The organism is Flavobacterium hiemivividum (genome assembly GCF_004349145.1).
GTDB lineage: Bacteria > Bacteroidota > Bacteroidia > Flavobacteriales > Flavobacteriaceae > Flavobacterium > Flavobacterium hiemivividum.
In genome coordinates, this window is the sequence record NZ_SMFO01000004.1 from 25,842 (window position 1) to 46,375 (window position 20,534).

Annotated in this window: 18 protein-coding genes; 6 read left to right on the forward strand and 12 right to left on the reverse strand. The window is 35.3% G+C overall.

All coding sequences use genetic code 11. The annotated features are described in order from the left end of the window. Positions 1-21: 21 nt before the first annotated feature. From E0F98_RS07350 to E0F98_RS07370, 5 genes are all read right to left on the reverse strand, one after another. Positions 22-819 carry an energy transducer TonB gene (locus E0F98_RS07350; protein ID WP_132110034.1) on the reverse strand — a complete coding sequence of 266 codons (798 nt, stop codon included), beginning with the start codon at positions 817-819 and terminating at the stop codon, positions 22-24. A 34-nt stretch (positions 820-853) separates the two neighbouring features. Further along, on the reverse strand, positions 854-1,246 hold the full coding sequence (locus E0F98_RS07355) for an ExbD/TolR family protein (RefSeq protein WP_132110036.1): 393 nt from the start codon (positions 1,244-1,246) through the stop codon (positions 854-856). 2 nt (positions 1,247-1,248) lie between these two features. Continuing rightward, positions 1,249-1,953 (reverse strand): MotA/TolQ/ExbB proton channel family protein, encoded by a 705-nt coding sequence (locus tag E0F98_RS07360; protein WP_132110038.1) that lies wholly within the window; start codon positions 1,951-1,953, stop codon positions 1,249-1,251. 226 nt (positions 1,954-2,179) lie between these two features. Continuing rightward, positions 2,180-3,406, reverse strand: coding sequence for a Glu/Leu/Phe/Val dehydrogenase dimerization domain-containing protein (locus E0F98_RS07365; RefSeq protein ID WP_132110040.1), 1,227 nt, complete (start codon positions 3,404-3,406; stop codon positions 2,180-2,182). Positions 3,407-3,473: 67 nt separating this feature from the next. Beyond that, on the reverse strand, positions 3,474-4,544 hold the full coding sequence (locus E0F98_RS07370) for an anhydro-N-acetylmuramic acid kinase (protein ID WP_132110042.1): 1,071 nt from the start codon (positions 4,542-4,544) through the stop codon (positions 3,474-3,476). A 222-nt stretch (positions 4,545-4,766) separates the two neighbouring features. Here E0F98_RS07370 and E0F98_RS07375 point away from each other — a divergent pair, with 222 nt between their 5' ends. The 4 genes from E0F98_RS07375 (at position 4,767) to E0F98_RS07390 (ending at position 8,473) form a co-directional block, all read left to right on the forward strand. After that, positions 4,767-5,906 (forward strand): acyl-CoA dehydrogenase family protein, encoded by a 1,140-nt coding sequence (locus E0F98_RS07375; protein WP_132110044.1) that lies wholly within the window; start codon positions 4,767-4,769, stop codon positions 5,904-5,906. 217 nt (positions 5,907-6,123) lie between these two features. Beyond that, positions 6,124-7,101, forward strand: a complete 978-nt coding sequence (locus tag E0F98_RS07380) for a M28 family peptidase (protein WP_132110046.1) — start codon at positions 6,124-6,126, stop codon at positions 7,099-7,101. A gap of 56 nt (positions 7,102-7,157) precedes the next feature. Continuing rightward, positions 7,158-7,835: an SDR family NAD(P)-dependent oxidoreductase gene (locus E0F98_RS07385; protein WP_132110048.1), complete on the forward strand. Its 678-nt coding sequence runs from the start codon at positions 7,158-7,160 to the stop codon at positions 7,833-7,835. A 38-nt stretch (positions 7,836-7,873) separates the two neighbouring features. Next, positions 7,874-8,473 carry a SprT-like domain-containing protein gene (locus tag E0F98_RS07390; protein ID WP_132110050.1) on the forward strand — a complete coding sequence of 200 codons (600 nt, stop codon included), beginning with the start codon at positions 7,874-7,876 and terminating at the stop codon, positions 8,471-8,473. Between the two features lie 381 nt (positions 8,474-8,854). On the opposite strand, the gene E0F98_RS07395 is transcribed toward E0F98_RS07390, so the two are convergent. From E0F98_RS07395 to gcvP, 6 genes are all read right to left on the reverse strand, one after another. Beyond that, on the reverse strand, positions 8,855-9,616 hold the full coding sequence (locus E0F98_RS07395; protein WP_132110052.1) for an ABC transporter ATP-binding protein: 762 nt from the start codon (positions 9,614-9,616) through the stop codon (positions 8,855-8,857). Next, positions 9,613-10,362 carry an MlaE family ABC transporter permease gene (locus tag E0F98_RS07400; protein WP_132110054.1) on the reverse strand — a complete coding sequence of 250 codons (750 nt, stop codon included), beginning with the start codon at positions 10,360-10,362 and terminating at the stop codon, positions 9,613-9,615. Before E0F98_RS07400 ends, E0F98_RS07395 begins: the two co-directional genes overlap by 4 nt. A gap of 87 nt (positions 10,363-10,449) precedes the next feature. Then, a complete protein-coding gene (locus E0F98_RS07405) occupies positions 10,450-11,301 on the reverse strand; it encodes a glycosyltransferase (protein WP_132110056.1) in 852 nt (283 codons plus the stop codon). 61 nt (positions 11,302-11,362) lie between these two features. Then, positions 11,363-11,890 carry a methyltransferase domain-containing protein gene (locus E0F98_RS07410; protein WP_132110451.1) on the reverse strand — a complete coding sequence of 176 codons (528 nt, stop codon included), beginning with the start codon at positions 11,888-11,890 and terminating at the stop codon, positions 11,363-11,365. Positions 11,891-12,066: 176 nt separating this feature from the next. Continuing rightward, positions 12,067-13,125, reverse strand: a complete 1,059-nt coding sequence (locus tag E0F98_RS07415; RefSeq protein ID WP_132110058.1) for a 3-oxoacyl-ACP synthase III family protein — start codon at positions 13,123-13,125, stop codon at positions 12,067-12,069. Positions 13,126-13,416: 291 nt separating this feature from the next. After that, positions 13,417-16,260 carry an aminomethyl-transferring glycine dehydrogenase gene (gcvP, locus tag E0F98_RS07420; RefSeq protein WP_132110060.1) on the reverse strand — a complete coding sequence of 948 codons (2,844 nt, stop codon included), beginning with the start codon at positions 16,258-16,260 and terminating at the stop codon, positions 13,417-13,419. Between the two features lie 138 nt (positions 16,261-16,398). On the opposite strand from gcvP, the gene E0F98_RS07425 reads away from it, so the two are divergent. Further along, positions 16,399-17,211, forward strand: coding sequence for a hypothetical protein (locus E0F98_RS07425; RefSeq protein WP_132110062.1), 813 nt, complete (start codon positions 16,399-16,401; stop codon positions 17,209-17,211). A gap of 124 nt (positions 17,212-17,335) precedes the next feature. Continuing rightward, the gene (locus E0F98_RS07430) at positions 17,336-18,451 is read left to right on the forward strand and encodes an ATP-binding protein (protein ID WP_132110064.1); all 1,116 of its coding nucleotides are present in this window, start codon (positions 17,336-17,338) and stop codon (positions 18,449-18,451) included. A 51-nt stretch (positions 18,452-18,502) separates the two neighbouring features. On the opposite strand, the gene E0F98_RS07435 is transcribed toward E0F98_RS07430, so the two are convergent. After that, positions 18,503-20,530 carry a M3 family metallopeptidase gene (locus tag E0F98_RS07435; protein WP_132110066.1) on the reverse strand — a complete coding sequence of 676 codons (2,028 nt, stop codon included), beginning with the start codon at positions 20,528-20,530 and terminating at the stop codon, positions 18,503-18,505. Positions 20,531-20,534: the final 4 nt, after the last annotated feature.

The window sequence follows — 20,534 nt, forward strand, 5'->3', positions numbered from 1 at the left end:
GTAGCAAGTTGCGAAATGAAATTATTCTCCTAATTTGAAATTTACGGTAATAAAACCAATTTGCGTTTCCGGTGCATTTGAGTCTGGTTGCCATCTGTATTTTCTGGCTGTTGCTAATGCAGGTTCGACTAGGCAAGGGTTTGTGTTTGTTGTTCCTTTAGTGTATTTGGCCGCAATAACATTCCCGCTTCTGTTTACTGTTATTTGTACAACGACAGTACCAAATTCATTGCATTTCTGCACTTCTTTCCCTCTTGAGGCGATGCTTCGTCCGTTTAAACCCCATCCGCTTCCATTACCAGTGCCGCTTCCGGATCCATAGTAACTGTTTGCATAAGGATCGCCATTTAAACTACCTTTATCGCCAGCAACTTTATCATTTCCTTCTCCGCCTTTAGCTTTGCCGTCAGACTTTGGCCCGTTTAAAATGCTTGAAAGTGCATCAGATGTGCTTTTTGAAGGTGTCGGATTTTCTTTCGGTTTTGGTTTGACCTCTTCTTTTGCTATTTGCTTAGAAGGTTGGATTTTTTTTGTTTGCTTCATCACAACTGCTTCTTCAATATCTTGTGAGAGAATATCTTCATCGCTCGATGCTGCTTGTTTTGCCGCTGTAGCTTTTGGTGCAGATTGGATTGGTTCTGTGGGTTGAACGGTTCCAGATCCAAATTCGGTTGTTCCAAAGTTGATGGCAATCCCGTTTTCAGGAGGTGGGTCCAGTGAAGTCAATCCTAAATAAAAGAACAATACTAAGAGAATCACAAAAATAATTGATGTGATTGCAAATGATTTTTGTTCTTCTTTTGTTTCTAAATATTTCATGTAGAATAAATCTTTTATTGAAGGCTAGCTACCGTTATTTAGGTCTTACTGCTAAAACAACTTTGATTTGGTTTCGGTTTGCAATATCCAAAACATTCACTGCTTTTTCAATCGGCACTCCTTCTTCAGCTCTTAAAATGATTGCTCTATCCTTATCTGCAGTAAACAGTGATAATAATTTTGCCTCTAATTCGGTTTCTGAAACGGGTTCTTTGTCAATAAAAAACTCTAGTTTCTTATTGATACTCACCGCGATATTTTTATTACTGTCGGTTTTTCCTTTTGCTTTTGGAAGCACCAAGTCTAAAGCGTTGGTGGTTACCATGGTTGATGTTAGCATAAAGAATATCAGCAATAGAAAAACAATATCAGTCATAGATGACATATTGAATTCAGCACTAACTTTATTTCTTCCTCTTAAATTCATAATTATGCTGGGTCGTTTAATAAGTCCAAAAAGTCAACTGCATTTGCTTCCATCTGATGAACAATTTTGTCAGTTTTTACAACTAAATGATTGTAGCCTACGTAAGCTATAATTCCAACGACCAGACCAACAACGGTTGTTGTCATTGCGGTGTAAATTCCTTCTGAAAGTGCGCCAACTTCTATTTGTCCGCCAGAACTTGCCATTTTATGAAAAGCTTGAATCATCCCGACTACTGTTCCTAAGAAACCAGTCATAGGTCCAGCTCCAGAAATGGTAGCTAGCATACTTACATTTTTTTCAAGTTTGTAAATTTCTAGTTTTCCGGCGTTTTCAATTGCCGTATTGATATCATCAAGAGGCTTGCCAATTCTTGAAATTCCTTTCTCAATTAATCGTGCAACAGGAGATTTTGAATGGGCGCAAGCCATTTTAGCGTTATCTATGCGTCCATTTCTAATATTATCTCTAATTTGTCCCATGAAATTACCATCAATTTTTGATGCTTCATTGATCGCCATCAAACGTTCGAAGTAAAGATACAGCGCTACAAAAAACATTAGAAATAGTGCCGTCATTATGATCTGACCCGCTAATCCTCCGCTTGTTAGTAATTCGATAATAGATAATGTTTTTTCAACTGGAACCGCATCGGCTAAACTTTCTTGTGCAACAGATAGGGTATCTGCTTGTAACAATATACTCATAGAAATTTTCTTTATTATGGAAACGCTAATATATTATAAAAATTGTTATTTTTTTCGATTAATATATTAAAAACGGAAGACAGTAATTCGATACTAAAAAGAAGTATTTAATACTGGGTAAAAAAAATCAGTTCGACAAATTCACTTTTTGAGTGAGATTGTGGAACTGATTAAATTATGCAATTTCAAACTAGTTAGAATGAAAGCTTGCAAATTTATAGTAAATCTACACTAGTTGTTTTAAGGCAATTTCAAAGGCAGTAGCACTAATGTTAGTTTTACCGCTGTTTAAAGCGTGCGCTTTTTCAATTGCGTTTTTAATGGTTTCTGAGGTGTCAAGAAAAATAGCTTCATCGGTCATTTGTACTTTTTTCTCCATGAAATAAGCAAACACACGAGCCATTCCGCAATTAGATATAAAATCTGGAATCAAACTTACTTTGTGATCTACATCTTCCATAATAGGGCCAAAGAATATTTCTTTGTCAGCAAAAGGAACATTGGCACCACAAGAAATTACTTCAAGTCCATTAGCAATTAAACTATCAATTTGAGACTGAGCAACTAATCTTGATGCGGCACAAGGAGTGAAAATTTCAGCACCTATAGTCCATATTTTTTCATTGATTTCTTCAAAAGGAATCATTTTTTCAGCAACTAATTTGTTTCCGTCTTTTTTAAGGAATAAAGTTTTTATTTCTTCGAAAGTAAAACCATTCTCATTGATTAAACCTCCATCTCTGTCGATTATTCCTATAACTTTTGCACCCATTTCGGCTAAATAGAAAGCAGCAGCCGAACCTACATTTCCAAAACCTTGTACAATAGCTTTCTTACCTTTTACATCACCTCCATAAGTTGCGTAGTAATGACGCACCGCTTCTGCAACACCATAACCGGTAATCATATCTGCAATGGTATATTTTCTAGAAACATCTGGAGAGAATTTTGGGTTTTCGATTACTTTAACCACACCTTGACGCAACTGACCAATTCTGTTGATTTTGTCAGCTTCAGTAGGTTTGAAATGACCATTAAAAACTCCTTCTTGTGGATGCCAAACACCACATTCTTCTGTCATAGGGATCACTTCATGGATTTCATCAACGTTTAAATCGCCACCCGTTCCATAATAACTTTTCAATAATGGTGATACCGCTTTGTACCAACGTTGTAAAACGCCTTTTTTTCTAGGATCATTTGGATCGAAATTAATACCTGATTTTGCACCACCAATGGCTGGTCCAGAAACCGTAAATTTTACTTCCATTGTTTTTGCCAATGACAAAACTTCATTACTATCTAGGCCTTTTCTCATTCTTGTTCCGCCACCTGCAGCACCACCTCGAAGAGAGTTGATAACTGTCCAGCCTTCTGCTTCAGTTTCAGCATCTTTCCAGTTAAAAATTATTTCAGGCTCTTTATTTTCGAATTTCTTTAATAAATCTTTCATTTACTGCGATATGTTTAATTTTGACAAATGTAAAAAATAGAATAATGTGAATTGTGTATTTGAGGTATTATTTTGGTTGATAGATATTTCCGCTACTATGATCTGTTTCCGCTCCCGTTACACTTGATAGTACGTTAATTTCTCCGCGTAATTTCAGCACTCCCAGAAGAGCAAATATAATTGCTTCTTTAAATTCCAGAATTTTGTTGTCCGGAATGATGATTTGGATAGACGGTAAGTGAAATTGTATGCGCTCGATAAGAAAATCGTTGTAAGCACCGCCACCAGTTATAAGAAGTCTTCCATTTTTATTAGGTAAAGCTTGGGCAATTTGTAACGCTACATGTTCCGTAAAGGTTCTCATTTTATCCGTAATGTCTATTTCGAAGCTTTCTATAATAGGTAGGACCGTTTCTTTTACAAATTCGAAACCAAGAGATTTCGGGTAATTTTGTTGGTAGAAATCCAAATTATTTAATTCATTGAATAATGCTTCGTTAATTTCACCGCTTGCCGAAATTTGGCCTTTATCATCATAATCGAATCCGAACTGATTTGCGTAGAAATTCAGAACGGTGTTGACTGGCGAAATGTCAAAGGCAATTCTAGTGCCGTTTTCTTCGAATGATACATTCGAAAAACCACCTAGATTCATGCAATAATCATACTCTGGAAATAGGATGCGATCACCGATAGGGACTAAAGGAGCACCTTGTCCTCCTAACTGAACATCTTGTACTCTAAAATCACAGACTACGGTTTGCTGTACTAAATCTGCAATCTCCGGTAAATTCCCAATTTGGAGTGTAAATCCGTTATGAGGTTGGTGCAATATCGTGTGTCCATGTGAACAAATGGCATCGAGATTTTCAATTTTATGGCGTGTTATAAAATCAGAAATAATGGAAGCAAGTAGCGAAGTATATTCCTGATTTAATTTTTCAAGCTCAATTTGTGAAAAATCTACTGCTGTTTTTAAAGTTTGTACCCAAGTTAAATCGTATGGAATAGTCTCACTTTCAAGGATAGTAAAGTCCCATTTCTTGTCTTTTATTCGAAATTGAATATGTGCCAAATCAACTCCGTCTAATGAAGTTCCTGACATCACACCGATAACGTTATAGTTTTCTAATTTCATAATCCAAAATTACAAATCAAAATTGATAATTTCACAAGAAAAAAGTATCTTTGACTACTTTTTTTAAATAAAAAGCAGGGTAAATTAAACAACGTGTAATAATATTCAATTCTAAACTCAGAAGTAGTGTAAAAACAAAGCTAATTTTAGTTTTAAAGACAATGCTTTATACATTTTGTTTTGTTTCTAGAATTAAAAAAATTAATAAAAAGAAATACAGTTATGGATTTTAATCTAACAGAAGAACAATTAATGATTCAACAAGCCGCTAGAGATTTTGCTCAAAGTGAATTGTTGCCAGGGGTAATTGAAAGAGATGAATTTTCAAAATTCCCTACAGAGCAAGTCAAAAAAATGGCTGAACTTGGGTTTATGGGGATGATGGTTGATCCTAAATATGGAGGTTCTGGATTAGATAGTGTTTCTTATGTGTTAGCAATAACTGAAATAGCTAAAGTGGATGCTTCTGCTGCTGTGATTATGTCTGTAAACAATTCATTAGTTTGTGCAGGAATAGAAAAATATTGCAATGAAGAGCAAAAACTAAAATATTTAGTGCCGCTTGCAAAAGGTGATGTCATAGGTGCATTCTGTTTGTCAGAACCAGAAGCAGGATCTGATGCAACTTCTCAAAAAACGACTGCGATCGATAAAGGAGACCATTATTTATTAAACGGTACAAAAAACTGGATCACTAATGGTTCGTCAGCATCTACTTATATTGTAATTGCACAAACGGATGTTGAAAAAGGGCATAAAGGAATTAATGCTTTTATAGTTGAAAAAGGTTGGGCTGGTTTTGATATTGGTATAAAAGAAAAGAAAATGGGAATTCGTGGATCAGATACGCATTCTTTAATGTTTTCTGATGTAAAAGTGCCAAAGGAAAATAGAATTGGAGCTGACGGTTTTGGTTTTGCATTTGCTATGGCAGTATTAAACGGCGGTAGAATTGGTATTGCTTCACAGGCTTTAGGAATAGCAACCGGGTCTTATGAATTGTCATTGAAATATTCGCAAGAGCGTAAAGCTTTTGGAAAAGAAATTTTCAAACACCAAGCTATTGCATTTAAATTAGCGGATATGGCGACGCAAATCATGGCAGCAAAAATGCTGGTTTTGAAAGCGGCATCTGAAAAAGATCAAGGAATGGATATTTCTCAATCTGGTGCTATGGCAAAATTATTTGCGTCTCAAACAGCGATGGATACCACAATTGAAGCGGTTCAAATTCACGGTGGAAATGGGTACGTTGCAGAATATCATGTAGAACGCATGATGCGTGATGCTAAAATCACTCAAATATATGAGGGAACTTCAGAGATACAAAGAATTGTAATTTCGAGAACGTTAGTTTCATAATCCACTAAGTTTACGATTAGATATAAATCCCGGCTCAAAATATTGAGTCGGGATTTTTTTGTTTCGAGAATTGAATTCTTAATTTCCTGTTTATTCAGGATAATGTTTTTCAAAATACCGATTCGCTATAATAATTCCGTTATTTTTCATAGTTTTGGCTTGCCTTCAAGGATGCTAAGTCTTTAAAAAACACATTAAATAACCATAAACTTAAAACATGAAGAAAATACTGATGCTGCTTCCTTTTGTTCTATTAGGATGTAAATCCAATGTAGATTTGGTTTCAAAGCCAAAAACCGCGACAGTAGACAAACCAATTGAAACGCTGTATAAGGTAAAAGAAAACGAAGTTGCTGCGACCTTGAAATATCTTGCTTCAGATGAATTAGAAGGACGAGATAGTGGGACGAAAGGAATGGAAAAAGCCGCAGATTATTTAGAGGAATTTTTTAAGACTAATAATGTAAAGCCATATTTTAATTCTTATAAAGACACATTATCTAACTTTAAAGGGACAGCTTACAATGTTGTGGGTTATCTTGAGGGAACTGATCCTGTTCTAAAGAATGAGTTTTTAATAATTAGTGCGCATTATGATCACATTGGTTTATCAAAAGAGGCTGTTAATGGCGATTTCATAAATAATGGAGCTAATGATGATGCCTCGGGAACTACTGCAGTTGCCGAAATGGCTAAGTACTTTAGCATTTCTAAGTCAAATAAAAGAAGTATTCTTTTTGTTCTCTTTGTAGCCGAAGAAAAAGGATTGCTAGGCTCTAAGCATTTGGCCAAAAAGCTAAAACAGCAAAACTTTAATCTCTACGCACAATTCAATATTGAGATGATAGGCCTGCCAATGAAAAGAGATTATCTGGCGTACCTGACCGGTTTTGAAAAATCGAATATGGCATCAAAAATAAACGAATATACTGGAAAGAATAGTATTGGCTTTTTGCCAAAAGCCGAAGAATACAAGTTATTTTACAGATCAGATAATTATCCATTTTATGATATTTTCAAGGTTCCTTGTCAGTCTGTTAGTACGTTTGACTTTGAGAATTTTGACTATTACCATCATGTTTCAGATGAATTTGAAAAAATGGACATAGTGCATATGACCCAATTTATTCAAGAAATGTTGCCTGCGATGACAAAAATGACCAATTCTTCTAGTCAAGAAATTCGCATGAATTAAATTGTTTTTTGGAGGATCCAAACGGATGTTTTAAAGGTTTTGTTTATTTTTGCTATATGAAAAAGATTATTATTACAGGAACAAGTCGCGGAATAGGATATGAGTTAGCATTGAAGTTTGCTAATGCTGGACATCAAGTGCTGGCCATTTCTAGAAAAACGCCAAGAATACTTATTGAGCATGAAAATATAACTTGCATCGCTGTCGATTTGTCAAGCGAATCAGATTTAGCGAAAGTGGAGAAGGTGCTTTCTGCTTCCTGGAAATCAGTAGATGCAATTGTGCACAATGCAGGAAGTTTCTTGTCGAAGCCATTTGCAGAAACTACGCAAGAAGATTTTGAAAATGTCTATAAAGTGAATGTTTTTGCTGTTGCTAATCTAACGCGAATCTGTTTACCGTTTTTACAAAAAGGAAGTCATGTAGTTACTATAAGCTCTATGGGAGGAATTCAAGGAAGCTTGAAATTCCCTGGACTCGCAGCTTATAGTTCGAGTAAAGGAGCCGTAATCACTTTGTCAGAGTTGTTAGCCGAAGAATACAAAGAAAGAGGCATCTCGTTTAATGTATTGGCATTAGGAGCAGTTCAGACAGAAATGTTAGAAGAGGCTTTTCCAGGGTATCAAGCGCCAGTTAAAGCAAATGAAATGGCTGATTATATCTACGATTTTACGTTAACGGCGAGTAAATATTACAATGGAAAAGTAATGCAAGTTTCTTCTACGAATCCGTAATTTAAAAACAATCTCCAAATTCTAAAAACCAAAGAGAATTGAGCGAAACCTTAGCAAGATACATCCCAGAACATGCGGTAAAACCAGTTTTTGAACTCATTGTTGTCAATCAAGTCCATCTTAAGATTGTCAATGAGAGGCAAACCCGTCATGGTGATTATCGAAAAGGACTCAACGGAAAACATGAAATAACGGTCAATTCTAGTCTCAATAAGTATAAGTTTTTGATTACTTTGATTCATGAGATTTCTCATTTAGTAGCTTTTGAGAAATTTGGTCGAAAAATAAAGCCCCACGGTACGGAATGGAAATATTCCTTTCAACGTTTGATGATTCCTTTTATTCGTCCAGAGATCTTCCCAAGTCAATTGTTGCCATTATTAGCTCGGCATTTCAAAAATCCGACCGCCAGCAGTGATACTGATGCGACTTTGTCGCTGGCGCTAAAACAGTTCGACGCTCAAAATGATAAAAATTATGTGTTTGAGATTCCTTACGGCAGCGTTTTCAGAATCGAAAACGGAAAGATTTTCAAAAAAATTGCTATTAGAACCAAGCGTTTTGAATGTCTCGAAGTAAGCTCTGGAAAATTGTATCTATTTAATCCAAATGCTGAGGTAGAATTGCTGCTGAATTAAATATAAAATATTTCTCACTTCGAGCGCAAGTATCTTGCTTGTGCTCACAAAAATATATTCTTGTAAAACGTAAAAAAAAGCACAGTCATTTTTAACAGACTGTGCTTTTTGTATCCTTTTGTAAATGAATTTTATTTCTTGATAATGCTATTTGATTTTGATAATACTACAATAAAACATAGCCACAAACTTGTCATCCTACGAAGGAGGAATCCCAGTTGCGGAAGTAGTTTGTTGAGGTTCCTCCCCCGTGGGAAGGACAAACTAAATAGTAGATTTAGGGTGTAAAAATTTTACATTAATTTCGATGCTGATATGGTATAATCCCGAAGCATCGGCAGGAATAGTAAGTGTTAAAACAGCTTTTTCTACTCCTAAAAATTATCCCTTCAAATACGCTTCTCTTACTTTCTTGAATAAATTAGAAGAATAAACAAAATCTACTACGGCTTCATTGTCAGTTATAAAAATCTCTTCTTTAGTTCCTTCCCAAGCTTTTAATCCGTCTTTAAGAAATAAAATACGTTCCCCAATTTCCATTACGGAGTTCATATCGTGGGTGTTAATTACGGTCGTTATATCGTACTCTTCTGTGATTTCTTTAATTAAGTTGTCAATCAATATAGCAGTATTTGGATCTAAACCAGAATTTGGCTCATCACAAAACAAGTATTTTGGTTTGTTAACAATGGCGCGGGCAATAGCGACACGTTTTTGCATTCCTCCCGAAATCTCAGAAGGAAGTTTGTCATGCGCATCAGTTAGAGCAACTCTTTCTAATACAAAGTCAACACGCTCCTTAATTTTAGCTCTGTTGTCTCTGGTGAACATCTTTAATGGGAATGCCACGTTTTCGGCTACGGTCATCGAATCGAATAATGCGCTGCCTTGAAAAACCATTCCGATTTCTGTTCGCAGCTCTCTTTTTTCATCCGCTTCGAGTTCCGAATAAACTCTGCCATCAAAGCAAATTTTTCCCGACTCTGGAGTGTGGATTCCTAAAAGGCTTTTTAGTAAGACCGTTTTACCGGAACCACTTTGGCCAATGATCAGATTGGTTTTTCCAGTTTCAAAAACAGTTGAAATGCCTTTGAGAATCATCGCGTCTCCAAATGATTTTTCTATGTTTTTTATTTCTATCATGATCCCAGTAACAATTGCGTTAATATATAATTGAATAATATTATAGAAACCGATGTCCAAACAAAGGCAACGGTACTAGCTTTACCCACTTCTAGAGCACCACCTTTCATGTAGTAGCCATGAAAAGAAGGTATAGTTGCTAATAGCATTGCAAAAATTAAGGTCTTTAAAAATGCGTAAGCAATATGAAAAGGAATAAAATCCATTTGTGCACCTGTGATAAATTCAGTGCTCGAAGTAAATCCTCCGTAAACACCAGCCATCCATCCTCCTAAAATCCCTAGAAACATACTTATACCAATTACAAACGGATACAATAATAAGGCAATGATTTTTGGAAAAACTAAGTAATTTACTGAGTTAACACCCATCACTTCTAGAGCATCAATTTGCTCTGTTACACGCATTGTACCAATGCTTGATGTGATAAAGGAGCCCATTTTTCCGGCCATAATCACCGAGATAAAAGTAGGGGCAAACTCTAAGATTACTGATTGTCTTGTGGCGAAACCAATAAGGTATTTCGGGATTAATGGATTGGTCAAGTTAAGTGCAGTTTGAATAGCAACAACTCCACCAACGAAGAAAGAAATGAAGGCTACAATTCCTAGGGAATTGATGATTAAGTCGTCAATTTCTTTAAAGATCAAATTTTTCATCACAGACCATTTGGTTTGTTTGATAAAGACTTCTCTAAGCATTAGAAAGTATCTTCCTATCTGCGATATGTATCTAATGAGCATCATATATTTTCAAATATGGGCTAAATTAATAATTAGTAGCCAGTTTACGGTTTAGAGTTTGTAGTTTTTTAAGAAAAACAAAAAATCACATTATTTAAAAATCTTCTCTTTCATTTTTTCAATGCGATAATCCCTTATAAATTTAGCTTGTGATTCAGTAACTAATAAAGGTGTTTTGGCTGATTTAGCTTTTAGAAAACCTTGGATATAGTCAAAAAACAAAAGTGGTTTCTTTTTCATGAAAGACAACTTAGCCGAAGCTATCGCCGTAATAGTAAAACCGTAGCCAAGGGTGTAAAAGGCTTCGCCTTGTTTGTATCGTGCTGTTTTATTGTAATTAGCTCCCGTTGGTTTTAGGTGTTTTACGATAAGAGAATCATCGGTAACTACTTTCCAGCCGTAGAATTTAGACAATAATTCGTCTACGGTATCCCAGCCCATTGCTGCTTTTAAGCCGCCCATTTGTTTGAAACAAGCTTTGCGATATGCTTTAAAAGCGCCACGAATATGGTCTTTATCGGTTAAGTTTTCTAAGATCCAACCTCCGTTTTTTTCGATATAAGCAAATCCGCCGGCCATTCCTGTTGTGGGATTTTCTTCGAAATGCTTAACAATCGTTTCAAAATAATTCTTGGGTAGGATTAAATCAGCGTCTAGTTTTACAATGATATCATAATTGTCATCTAGTGTTTCAAATCCTTTTTGGAAAGCCTGAATGACCTTGCTTCCTGGCAAATGAATGGCACTTGATTTTTTTTCTACTAATGAGATATACGGATTGTCTTTGGCGAAAGCCAGAACAATTTCGGCAGTTTCATCAGTAGAATTATCGTTGACTACCACTACTTTTGAAGGTAAGTGAGTCTGCGAAATCAAGGACTGTAAGGTTAAAGCAATAAATGCTTCCTCGTTGTGTGCCGGAATAACTATGTAGTAGTTCATGATAGTAATTATGAATTATAAATTGTTAAGTGCAATATCATAATTTGCTGAAATAAATTATTTACTCTTTCAATCTCTCAGCATAAACGATATAATATCGATTGGTAAAATAGCGTAATAAAGGGCGGAATCCAAATTTCTTTACAGGATTTGTCCATTTTTGGCGATCTATAATTTTCCAACCTGTTTTTTCCAGTAACCAGTCTAGTTGCCAATCTTCAAATTCATGATAATGTCTGTCCCACATGTCTGTTTTACTGCGATAAGCAGGAGAGAACCACAAGCGCATTGGTATAGAAATAAAAAGTTTATCCGATTTTATTTCGCTTAAAATAGTGTAGGGATTCAATAAGTGTTCGAAGATTTCAAAAGCAGTAACTACATCAGTTTGCGTTGTAGAAAAAACACTTTGATTGAGGTCTAAATCTTCACCAGTTGTATTAGTAACCGAAAAACCTTCTTCTTTCATGATTTTAGAAAATGGATTTTCAACACCTAAATCTAAAATAGTTTGAGAAGTGGTAATGTGTTTATTTAAAAATTCTAAAGTGTGTTTGAATCTTTTATTGGGAAACGTTTTTTCGTACATAGTCATTGTGCGGAACGAAGTAATATTTCGTTCGTTAGAGTTGATAATGGTGCAAAGATACAAACATATGTTTCTTATTTTGCAGATTTTTAGTGTAGATGGAAACGAAAAAACCACGATTTAAAAAGTTGATTTTTAGACCGTGGTTTTGTTTTGTATAGTTTAGAGATTTACTACTAATATCTGTAAATAAAGGCATTAACATTCATTCCTGCTCCTACAGAAGCAAAAAGTAGAATGTCTCCTTTATTAATTTCTTGATCTTTTATTTCTCCTCTTATTAATAAATCAAATAAAGTAGGTACGGTTGCTACACTGCTGTTTCCTAATTCATGAATACTCATTGGCATAATATCCTGAGGAACGGGTCTGTCGTGTAATTTGTAAAAACGTTGTATAATCGCCTCATCCATTTTCTCATTGGCCTGATGGATAAGGATTTTTTTGACATCATCTATGTTAATCCCACTTTTGTCTAAACAGCTTTTCATTGCCACAGGAACGGTAGTTAATGCAAATTCGTATATTTTACGACCGTGCATTTTTATATAGCGTGTATCAGGATCTAAGTCTGGATTGTATGATTTTCCAAAAAATAAATAGTTAGCTTCATCCATGGCATATGTACCACTTTCATAAGAGAGCAAGCCTGTTTCGTCATCAGAAGCTTCAATAATAGAAGCGCCAGCTCCATCTGAGTAGATCATTGAATCTCTATCGTGATCGTCCACGACTCTTGATAAAGTTTCAGAGCCAATAACTAAACAGCGTTTAGCCATTCCAGATTTGATATAAGCATTTGCTTGAAGTACTCCTTCAATCCATCCGGGACATCCAAAAAGGATATCATAGGCAACACACTTTGGGTTCTTTATTTGTAATTTGTTTTTGACGCGGGTAGCTAAACTAGGAAGCATGTCAGATTGTGTAGTTCCACATTTAACATCTCCAAAATTATGCGCAAAAATGATATAATCGATAGTCTCTGGATCAATATTAGCGTTTTCGATCGCTTTTTTTGATGCCATAAAGGCTAAGTCAGATGAGTTTAAATTGTCGTCAGCGTAGCGCCTTTGCTCAATTCCGGTTATGCTTTTAAATTTTTTGATGACCACATCATTCGGATAGCCAAAGGTTGTACCATCTTCATTCAAAAAAACGTGATTGCTAAAGTCTGTATTACTTACTTTTTTCTCAGGAATGTAACTTCCTATTCCAGTTATTTTTATTTTCATCGGTTTGTTTTCCAAAAAATTTAGGCTAATTTAATGATAAAATAATAATTATAGCCATGTTATTTACTATGCGTGCATATAATTATAGAATAATAATTATTTGGCTAATTTACTGATGATTTTTTAATAATTATTCGAAAAAGCGATAGTTTTTTCAGTGTGTTTTTGTGTCAGTAGAAACCTATTTCTTTTATCTATTCCTATTTTACAAAGTGTTAGGTCTTGGGAGTTGATTACAAAAAAAATGCCTCGATAGTTTCGAGGCATTTTATATAATTGTAATAGTAAATATTACATGTAAGCTTCAATAGGAGCACAGCTGCATATTAAATTTCTGTCACCATAGGTTTCATCTACACGACGAACGCTTGGCCAGAATTTATTGTCAGCAACATAGTCTAATGGATACGCTGCTTTTTCTCTTGAATAAGGTAATGCCCAGAAATCGTCAGTTAGCATCGCCAAAGTATGAGGTGCATTTTTTAATATGTTGTTTGGCTCGTCAATTGATGATTCTTCAATTTCTTGTCGAATCGAAATCATAGCGTCACAAAAACGGTCTAATTCAGCAACATCTTCAGATTCTGTAGGCTCAATCATTAAAGTTCCTGCTACTGGGAAAGAAACTGTTGGAGCATGGAAGCCATAATCCATTAAACGTTTTGCAATATCAGATACTTCAATTCCTTTTTCTTTAAAACCTCTACAGTCTAAGATCATTTCGTGAGCTGCTCTTCCTTTTTCTCCAGAATATAAAATTGGATAATGAGCTTCTAAACGCGCTTTCATGTAGTTTGCATTTAGGATAGCATATTTAGTTGCGTTTGTAATTCCTTCCGATCCTAGCATGCAAATGTATCCGTAAGAAATTAAGCACACTAAAGCTGATCCATAAGGAGCGCCTGAAATAGCTGTTATTGCTTTTTCACCACCTACTTGAACTAGTGGATTACTTGGTAAAAACGGAACTAATTTTTCGTTTACACAAATTGGTCCTACACCTGGTCCACCACCACCATGAGGGATAGCGAATGTTTTATGTAGGTTTAAGTGACATACGTCAGCGCCAATGGTTGCTGGATTTGTTAATCCTACTTGAGCATTCATATTTGCACCATCCATATAAACTAATCCACCATTATCGTGAATGATTTGAGTAATTTCTCTAATAGCACTTTCAAAAACACCATGTGTAGATGGGTAAGTTACCATTAAACATGACAATTCATCTTTATATTGAAGGGCTTTCTCTCTTACATCTTCCACATCGATATTACCGTTTTCCATTGTTTTGGTCACGATAATTTTCATTCCAGCCATCGCCGCCGAAGCAGGATTTGTTCCGTGTGCCGAAGCAGGAATTAAACATACCGTTCTTTGGTCGTCCCCTCTTGATTGGTGATAAGCACGAATAGTCATTAAACCAGCATATTCTCCTTGTGCACCAGAGTTTGGTTGTAATGTTGTTCCGGCAAAACCAGTAATTACGTTTAACTGATGCTCTAATTTTTTAAGCATTGTAGTGTATCCTTGTACTTGGTCTAAAGGAGCAAATGGGTGGATAGTATTCCAATAAGGCATGCTTAGAGGTAACATTTCAGCTGCTGCATTTAATTTCATTGTACAAGAACCTAAGGCAATCATCGAATGGTTTAATGATAAATCTTTACGCTCTAATTTCTTGATGTAACGCATCAAACTAGTTTCAGAATGATAGTTGTTAAATACGTCGTGCGTTAAAAACTCAGTTGTTCTGTTTAAAGTCGTTGGGTAGTTATTTTCCAAAGTATATTCACTTACTTCAAAAGCTTCTTTTCCTACTACTTCAGCAAAAACTGAAATTACTTCGTTCACATCTTTAAACAAAATAGTTTCGTTGAGCGAAATTGAAATAGTTTCGTCATCGATATAAAAGAAATTGATTTCGTTTTTCTCTGCAATCGCTCTCACTTTTTTAGCGTCAGCTTTTACTACAATGGTATCGAAGAAAGAGGTGTTTGTTTGCTGAACTCCTAATTTATTCAAGGCATCTGCTAAAGTCGCTGCCATCGAGTGTACTTTATTTGCAATGTATCGCAATCCTTTTGGACCGTGATAAACGGCATACATTCCTGCCATTACAGATAGTAAAACCTGAGCAGTACAGATGTTAGACGTTGCTTTTTCACGCTTAATATGTTGCTCACGTGTTTGTAAAGCCATACGCAAGGCACGATTTCCATTAGCGTCTTGTGAGACTCCAATGATTCTTCCTGGCATAGAACGTTTGTATTCTTCTTTTGTAGCAAAATAAGCAGCGTGTGGACCACCGTAACCCATTGGGATCCCAAAACGTTGTGTAGTTCCCACAACTACTGCAGCTCCCATTTCTCCTGGAGGCGTTAATTTTACTAATGATAAAATGTCAGCGGCTACAGCTACTTTTATATCGTTGTCTGCAGCTTGTTTTATAAAGTCAGCATAATCGTAAACCTGACCGTATTTTCCAGGATATTGCAGTATTGCTCCGTAATATTCATTCGAAAAATCAAATTCTTGGTGGTTTCCTACAACTAATTCGATACCCACTGGAGTAGAGCGCGTTTGTAGAACAGATAAGGTTTGTGGTAATATTTCTTCAGAAACGAAGAATTTATTCACATTGTTTTTCTTTTGATCTCTAGTTCGAACATCAAACAATAAAGCCATTGCTTCAGCAGCAGCAGTACTTTCGTCTAATAGTGAGGCATTGGCAATTTCCATTCCAGTTAACTCGATAACTGTTGTTTGGAAATTCAATATTGCTTCTAAACGACCTTGAGCAATTTCTGCTTGGTATGGTGTGTAAGCAGTGTACCATCCTGGGTTTTCAAAAATATTTCTTTGAATTGCTGGTGGTACAATTGTTGGGTGATAACCCAATCCTATGTAAGATTTAAAAACTTTGTTAGTACGACCTAATATTCGAATGTGATTTGCATATTCGTATTCTGTCATTATATGCTCTAATTCCAACGGTTTTTTCAAGCGAATATCAGTTGGAATTGTTTCGTCTATTAGTTGATCTAAAGTTTCAACACCTATAGTTTCAAGCATTTTCGGTAAATCATTATCTCTTGGTCCTAAGTGTCTTAAAGCAAATGAGTCTGTTTTCATGTATGTTTAGTAATGTTGTGTTTTTTTAGTGGTGCAAAAATAAGTATTATAAACAATCTATTTCGTGTTTTTCGATTGATTTTTTATCAAATTTTCAGCAAGAGGATGTAATTACTCACAATTGATTAATTTTGTTTAATGGTTAGTTTTAAAAAAGTATTTGATTTTTATATTAGAAGTAGCATTCATGTGGCTTTGTCAGTGTATGCGCTGGTTCGAATGACGCATTTTATGTTCAACATTTCTGACGAGCAAGTCATGGCTAATTTTGCCTTTTTTGGAACAATAGTAGGTTATAATTTTGTGAAGTATGATGCTTTGGCAAGGGCCCAAAAAAATCAAATGCGAAATGAATTAAAAGTTATTTCGGTGCTGAGTCTCTTTGCATTAGTGGGCGTAGGTTATTATTTTTTCCAATTGCAGTCAATTACACAACTAGTTTCCGTTGGTGTTTTAGCATTGACATTACTTTATACGTTGCCGTTTTTTCCAAATAGAAAGAATGCTAGAAATTGGGCTGGTGTAAAGATTTATATTGTCGCTTTGTGTTGGGTAGGAGTGACATTGGTGTTGCCTTTGGTAAATGCCCATGTTGATTTGGGACTCGATTTTTATCTCAAATGTATACAGCGTTTTATTCTTGTTTTTGTGCTGATTCTTATTTTCGAAATTCTTGATTTGGCTAATGATGATCCGCATCTTCAAACGGTACCGCAACAAATAGGAGTAAAAAATACTAAGATAGTTGGGCTGTTATTATTGATTCCATTCTATTTTTTAGAGTTTTTGAAGACCAACTTTATCGAAAAGCAATTGATAATAAACTTGATTTTAGTTGCGGCTCTTTCACTATTTTTAATCTTCGCCAATGAAAAAAGATCCAGGTATTATACTTCTTTTTGGGTCGAAAGTATTCCTATTTTTTGGTGGTTGATGGTGGTTTTCTTGTAAAAAAGTCAATTTTGGTGAATACGTTCATCGAAAACACTATAATTTTGGTGAATACGTTCACCAAAAACACTATAAAATTGGTGAATAGGATATAAATTCATAACTTTTTTTAAAGTTCACTGTTATGATTATAAGAGATTTAACGCCAGTTATAAAAAAAAAAATAGATAAAGGAAAAGTAATCGTATTCATAGGGCCACGCCAAGTGGGTAAATCGACATTGAGTAATTCCTTACTAAAGGACACTCCATTTCTCTTCCTTGATGGGGATGACGCTGTAGTAGTCGATACTTTGGCAAACGCGAATACTGAAACTTTAAAAAGTATAATAGGTAATTATAAGTACGTATTTATAGACGAGGTGCAACGGATTCCAAACATTGATCTGAAGTTGAAAATTATTGTTGACCAAATTAAAGAGGTTCAAGCAATCGTGAGTGGTTCGTCAGCTTTTGATATTAATCATGTAACTCAAGAGCCATTTACAGGTCGCAAATTTGAATACCATTTATTTCCTGTTTCCTGGAATGAGTTTGAGGGAAATGTTGGGTATATCAAGGCGCAACAACAGTTGGAGTTAAGATTATTGTATGGTATGTATCCTGATGTGATTACTAATTTTGGGAATGAGTATGAGATTCTTAAAAATTTAGTTTCGAGTTACTTGTATAAAGATGTTTTGAGTTTAGCAGGTATCCGAAAATCAGAAGTGCTGGAGAAAATTCTACAAGCTTTGGCTTTACAAGTAGGGAGTGAAGTGAGTTATAATGAAATAGCGCAATTAGTAGGTGTAGATAAGAATACGGTTAGCAATTATATCGATTTGCTCGAAAAAGCATTTGTGATTTTTAGACTCAATAGTTTTAATAAAAATATTCGGAACGAAATCAAAGCTAATCGTAAAATTTATTTTTATGATAATGGTGTTCGTAATATGTTGATTGGAAATTTCAATACTTTAGAATTTAGGCAAGATAAAGGTGCTTTGTGGGAGAATTTTTTAGTTTCGGAACGAATTAAAAAACTTTCTTATACTAATAGTTTAGCAAAGCCATATTTTTGGAGAACGACTTCCCAACAAGAAATTGATTACATTGAAACAAATGCTGATGTTGTAAGTGCATTTGAATTTAAGTGGTCGCCTTTGAAAAAAGTAAAAATTCCTAAATCATTTGAAGAAGCTTACCATCCAGAATTTTTAGTCGTTACTAAAGAAAATTTCAGGGAATTTTTGAAGTGAAAAATTTCATAAAAAAAACCGAAGCATTGCTACTTCGGTTTTTTCAGTTATCTACAACAATCCGGCTCTTTTTAATAAAGCATCTGGACTTGGTTCGTGTCCTCTAAAACGTTTGTATAATGTCATCGGATGTTCGGTTCCACCTTTAGAAAGAATATTGTCTTTAAATTTATCAGCGACTTCTTTATTGAAAATTCCTTTTTCTTGGAAAAACTCGAAAGCATCTGCATCTAATACTTCGGCCCATTTGTAGCTGTAATAACCGGCTGAATATCCACCTTGGAAAATATGAGAGAAAGCGGTACTCATAGCATTTTCTTTCACATCAGGATACAATTGTGTTTCGGCAAATTGCTCTGTTTCAAATGTTTTTATGTCCTTGATAGTAGAAGGATCCTGTCCGTGCCATCCCATGTCTAACATTCCAAAACTTAACTGACGCATGGTTGCCATTCCTTCTTGAAAATTAGAGCTTTCTTTAATTTTTTGAACAAATTCAATTGGTATGATTTCGCCCGTCTTGTAATGCGTCGCAAACAATGCTAAAGCCTCTGGCTCGTAACACCAGTTTTCCATAATCTGGCTTGGTAATTCTACAAAATCCCAATATACCGAAGTTCCAGACAAACTTGGGTACTTAGTGTTTGCAAGCATACCATGTAATCCATGTCCGAATTCATGGAACAAAGTGAGCACCTCATTAAAAGTTAATAAGGAAGGTTTTGTCTCTGTAGGTTTAGTGAAATTACATACGTTAGAGATGTGCGGTCTTTCGTTAATTCCGTTTTTTACAAATTGTGATTTGTACGAAGTCATCCAAGCGCCATTGCGTTTTCCTTGTCGAGGGAAAAAATCGGCATAAAAAATAGAAACTAATTCGTTGTTATTATCTTTTACTTCATAAGTAGTCACTTCTTCATGGTACTTGTCAATATCAAAAACTTCGGTAAAAGTCAAGCCGTATAGTTTACCAGCGATATTAAATGCACCTTCTAATACTTTTTCTAGTTGAAAATAAGGTTTTAATTTCTCGTCGTCTAAATTGAATAATTCTTGTTTCAATTTTTCTGAGTAATAGGCGCCATCCCATTTTTCTAGTTGATCCAAGCCGTCTAGTTTTTTGGCGAAAGCCGTTAAATCAGCAAATTCTTTTAGGGCAGCTGGTTTTGCTTTTTCCAATAAATTTTTTGCGAATGTCAGAACCTTTTCTGGACTCTCAGCCATTCTTTCTTCCAGCACAAAATGCGCATGAGTTGCATATCCTAAAAGTTGCGCTCTTTCAAAACGCAGTTTGGCTATTTTAAAAACATTTTGTTGGTTGTCTAATTCATTGTTCTGAAAACCTTTGGCTCCAAAAGCAATTGCCATCTTCTTGCGCAGTTCGCGATTGTCAGCATAAGTCACAAACGGAACATAGCTTGGGTGATCTAAAGTAAAAATCCAACCTTCTTTTTCTTGGCTTTTTGCCAAAGAGCGAGCGGCTTCTATTGTGCCTTCCGGTAAGCCAGATAAGTCTTTTTCATTCGTAAGATGCAGTTCAAAAGCTTGAGTTTCGGCCAATACATTTTCGCCAAAAAGTAAGCTGGTCTTTGATAATTCTTTGTCGATTTCGCGTAGTGTAATCTTTTTGTCTTCTGCGAGATTTGCTCCATTTCGAGAAAAACTCTTGTATTTTTCGTCTAATAAAGTAGTTTGCTCTGCGTTGAGGTTCAAAGTTGATTTTTGCTCATATACTGCTTTAACTTTTGCAAATAATTCAGTGTTCAAACGTACATCGTTTCCAAACTCAGATAGCAAAGGAGAAACTTCTTGAGCAATTTTTTGAATTTCGTCGTTAGTTTCTGCTGAATTTAAATTGAAGAAAATGCTCGAAATACGATCTAGTGTGTAACCGCTAAAATCTAAAGCTTCAATGGTGTTTTCGAAAGTGGGAGCAGCTTCATTTTTTACAATCACGTCAATTTCGGCTTTTGCCAATGCTATTCCTTCGATGAAAGCAGGAAGGAAATCCTCGTTTTTTATTTTCGAAAAAGGAGCGGTATCGTGTTTTGTGGCAAACTTTGAAGTTAGAACATTCATTAGT

What these genes read in the sequence shown, in the direction of transcription:
- E0F98_RS07430 (WP_132110064.1), top strand. Translation starts at nt 17,336, where the DNA reads ATGATTATAAGAGATTTAACGCCAGTTATAAAAAAAAAAATAGATAAA.
- E0F98_RS07370 (WP_132110042.1), bottom strand. Translation starts at nt 4,544, where the DNA reads ATGAAATTAGAAAACTATAACGTTATCGGTGTGATGTCAGGAACTTCA.
- E0F98_RS07435 (WP_132110066.1), bottom strand. Translation starts at nt 20,530, where the DNA reads ATGAATGTTCTAACTTCAAAGTTTGCCACAAAACACGATACCGCTCCT.
- E0F98_RS07400 (WP_132110054.1), bottom strand. Translation starts at nt 10,362, where the DNA reads ATGATGCTCATTAGATACATATCGCAGATAGGAAGATACTTTCTAATG.
- E0F98_RS07415 (WP_132110058.1), bottom strand. Translation starts at nt 13,125, where the DNA reads ATGAAAATAAAAATAACTGGAATAGGAAGTTACATTCCTGAGAAAAAA.
- gcvP (WP_132110060.1), bottom strand. Translation starts at nt 16,260, where the DNA reads ATGAAAACAGACTCATTTGCTTTAAGACACTTAGGACCAAGAGATAAT.
- E0F98_RS07350 (WP_132110034.1), bottom strand. Translation starts at nt 819, where the DNA reads ATGAAATATTTAGAAACAAAAGAAGAACAAAAATCATTTGCAATCACA.
- E0F98_RS07380 (WP_132110046.1), top strand. Translation starts at nt 6,124, where the DNA reads ATGAAGAAAATACTGATGCTGCTTCCTTTTGTTCTATTAGGATGTAAA.
- E0F98_RS07425 (WP_132110062.1), top strand. Translation starts at nt 16,399, where the DNA reads ATGGTTAGTTTTAAAAAAGTATTTGATTTTTATATTAGAAGTAGCATT.
- E0F98_RS07395 (WP_132110052.1), bottom strand. Translation starts at nt 9,616, where the DNA reads ATGATAGAAATAAAAAACATAGAAAAATCATTTGGAGACGCGATGATT.
- E0F98_RS07365 (WP_132110040.1), bottom strand. Translation starts at nt 3,406, where the DNA reads ATGAAAGATTTATTAAAGAAATTCGAAAATAAAGAGCCTGAAATAATT.
- E0F98_RS07385 (WP_132110048.1), top strand. Translation starts at nt 7,158, where the DNA reads ATGAAAAAGATTATTATTACAGGAACAAGTCGCGGAATAGGATATGAG.
- E0F98_RS07405 (WP_132110056.1), bottom strand. Translation starts at nt 11,301, where the DNA reads ATGAACTACTACATAGTTATTCCGGCACACAACGAGGAAGCATTTATT.
- E0F98_RS07410 (WP_132110451.1), bottom strand. Translation starts at nt 11,890, where the DNA reads ATGTACGAAAAAACGTTTCCCAATAAAAGATTCAAACACACTTTAGAA.
- E0F98_RS07375 (WP_132110044.1), top strand. Translation starts at nt 4,767, where the DNA reads ATGGATTTTAATCTAACAGAAGAACAATTAATGATTCAACAAGCCGCT.
- E0F98_RS07360 (WP_132110038.1), bottom strand. Translation starts at nt 1,953, where the DNA reads ATGAGTATATTGTTACAAGCAGATACCCTATCTGTTGCACAAGAAAGT.
- E0F98_RS07355 (WP_132110036.1), bottom strand. Translation starts at nt 1,246, where the DNA reads ATGAATTTAAGAGGAAGAAATAAAGTTAGTGCTGAATTCAATATGTCA.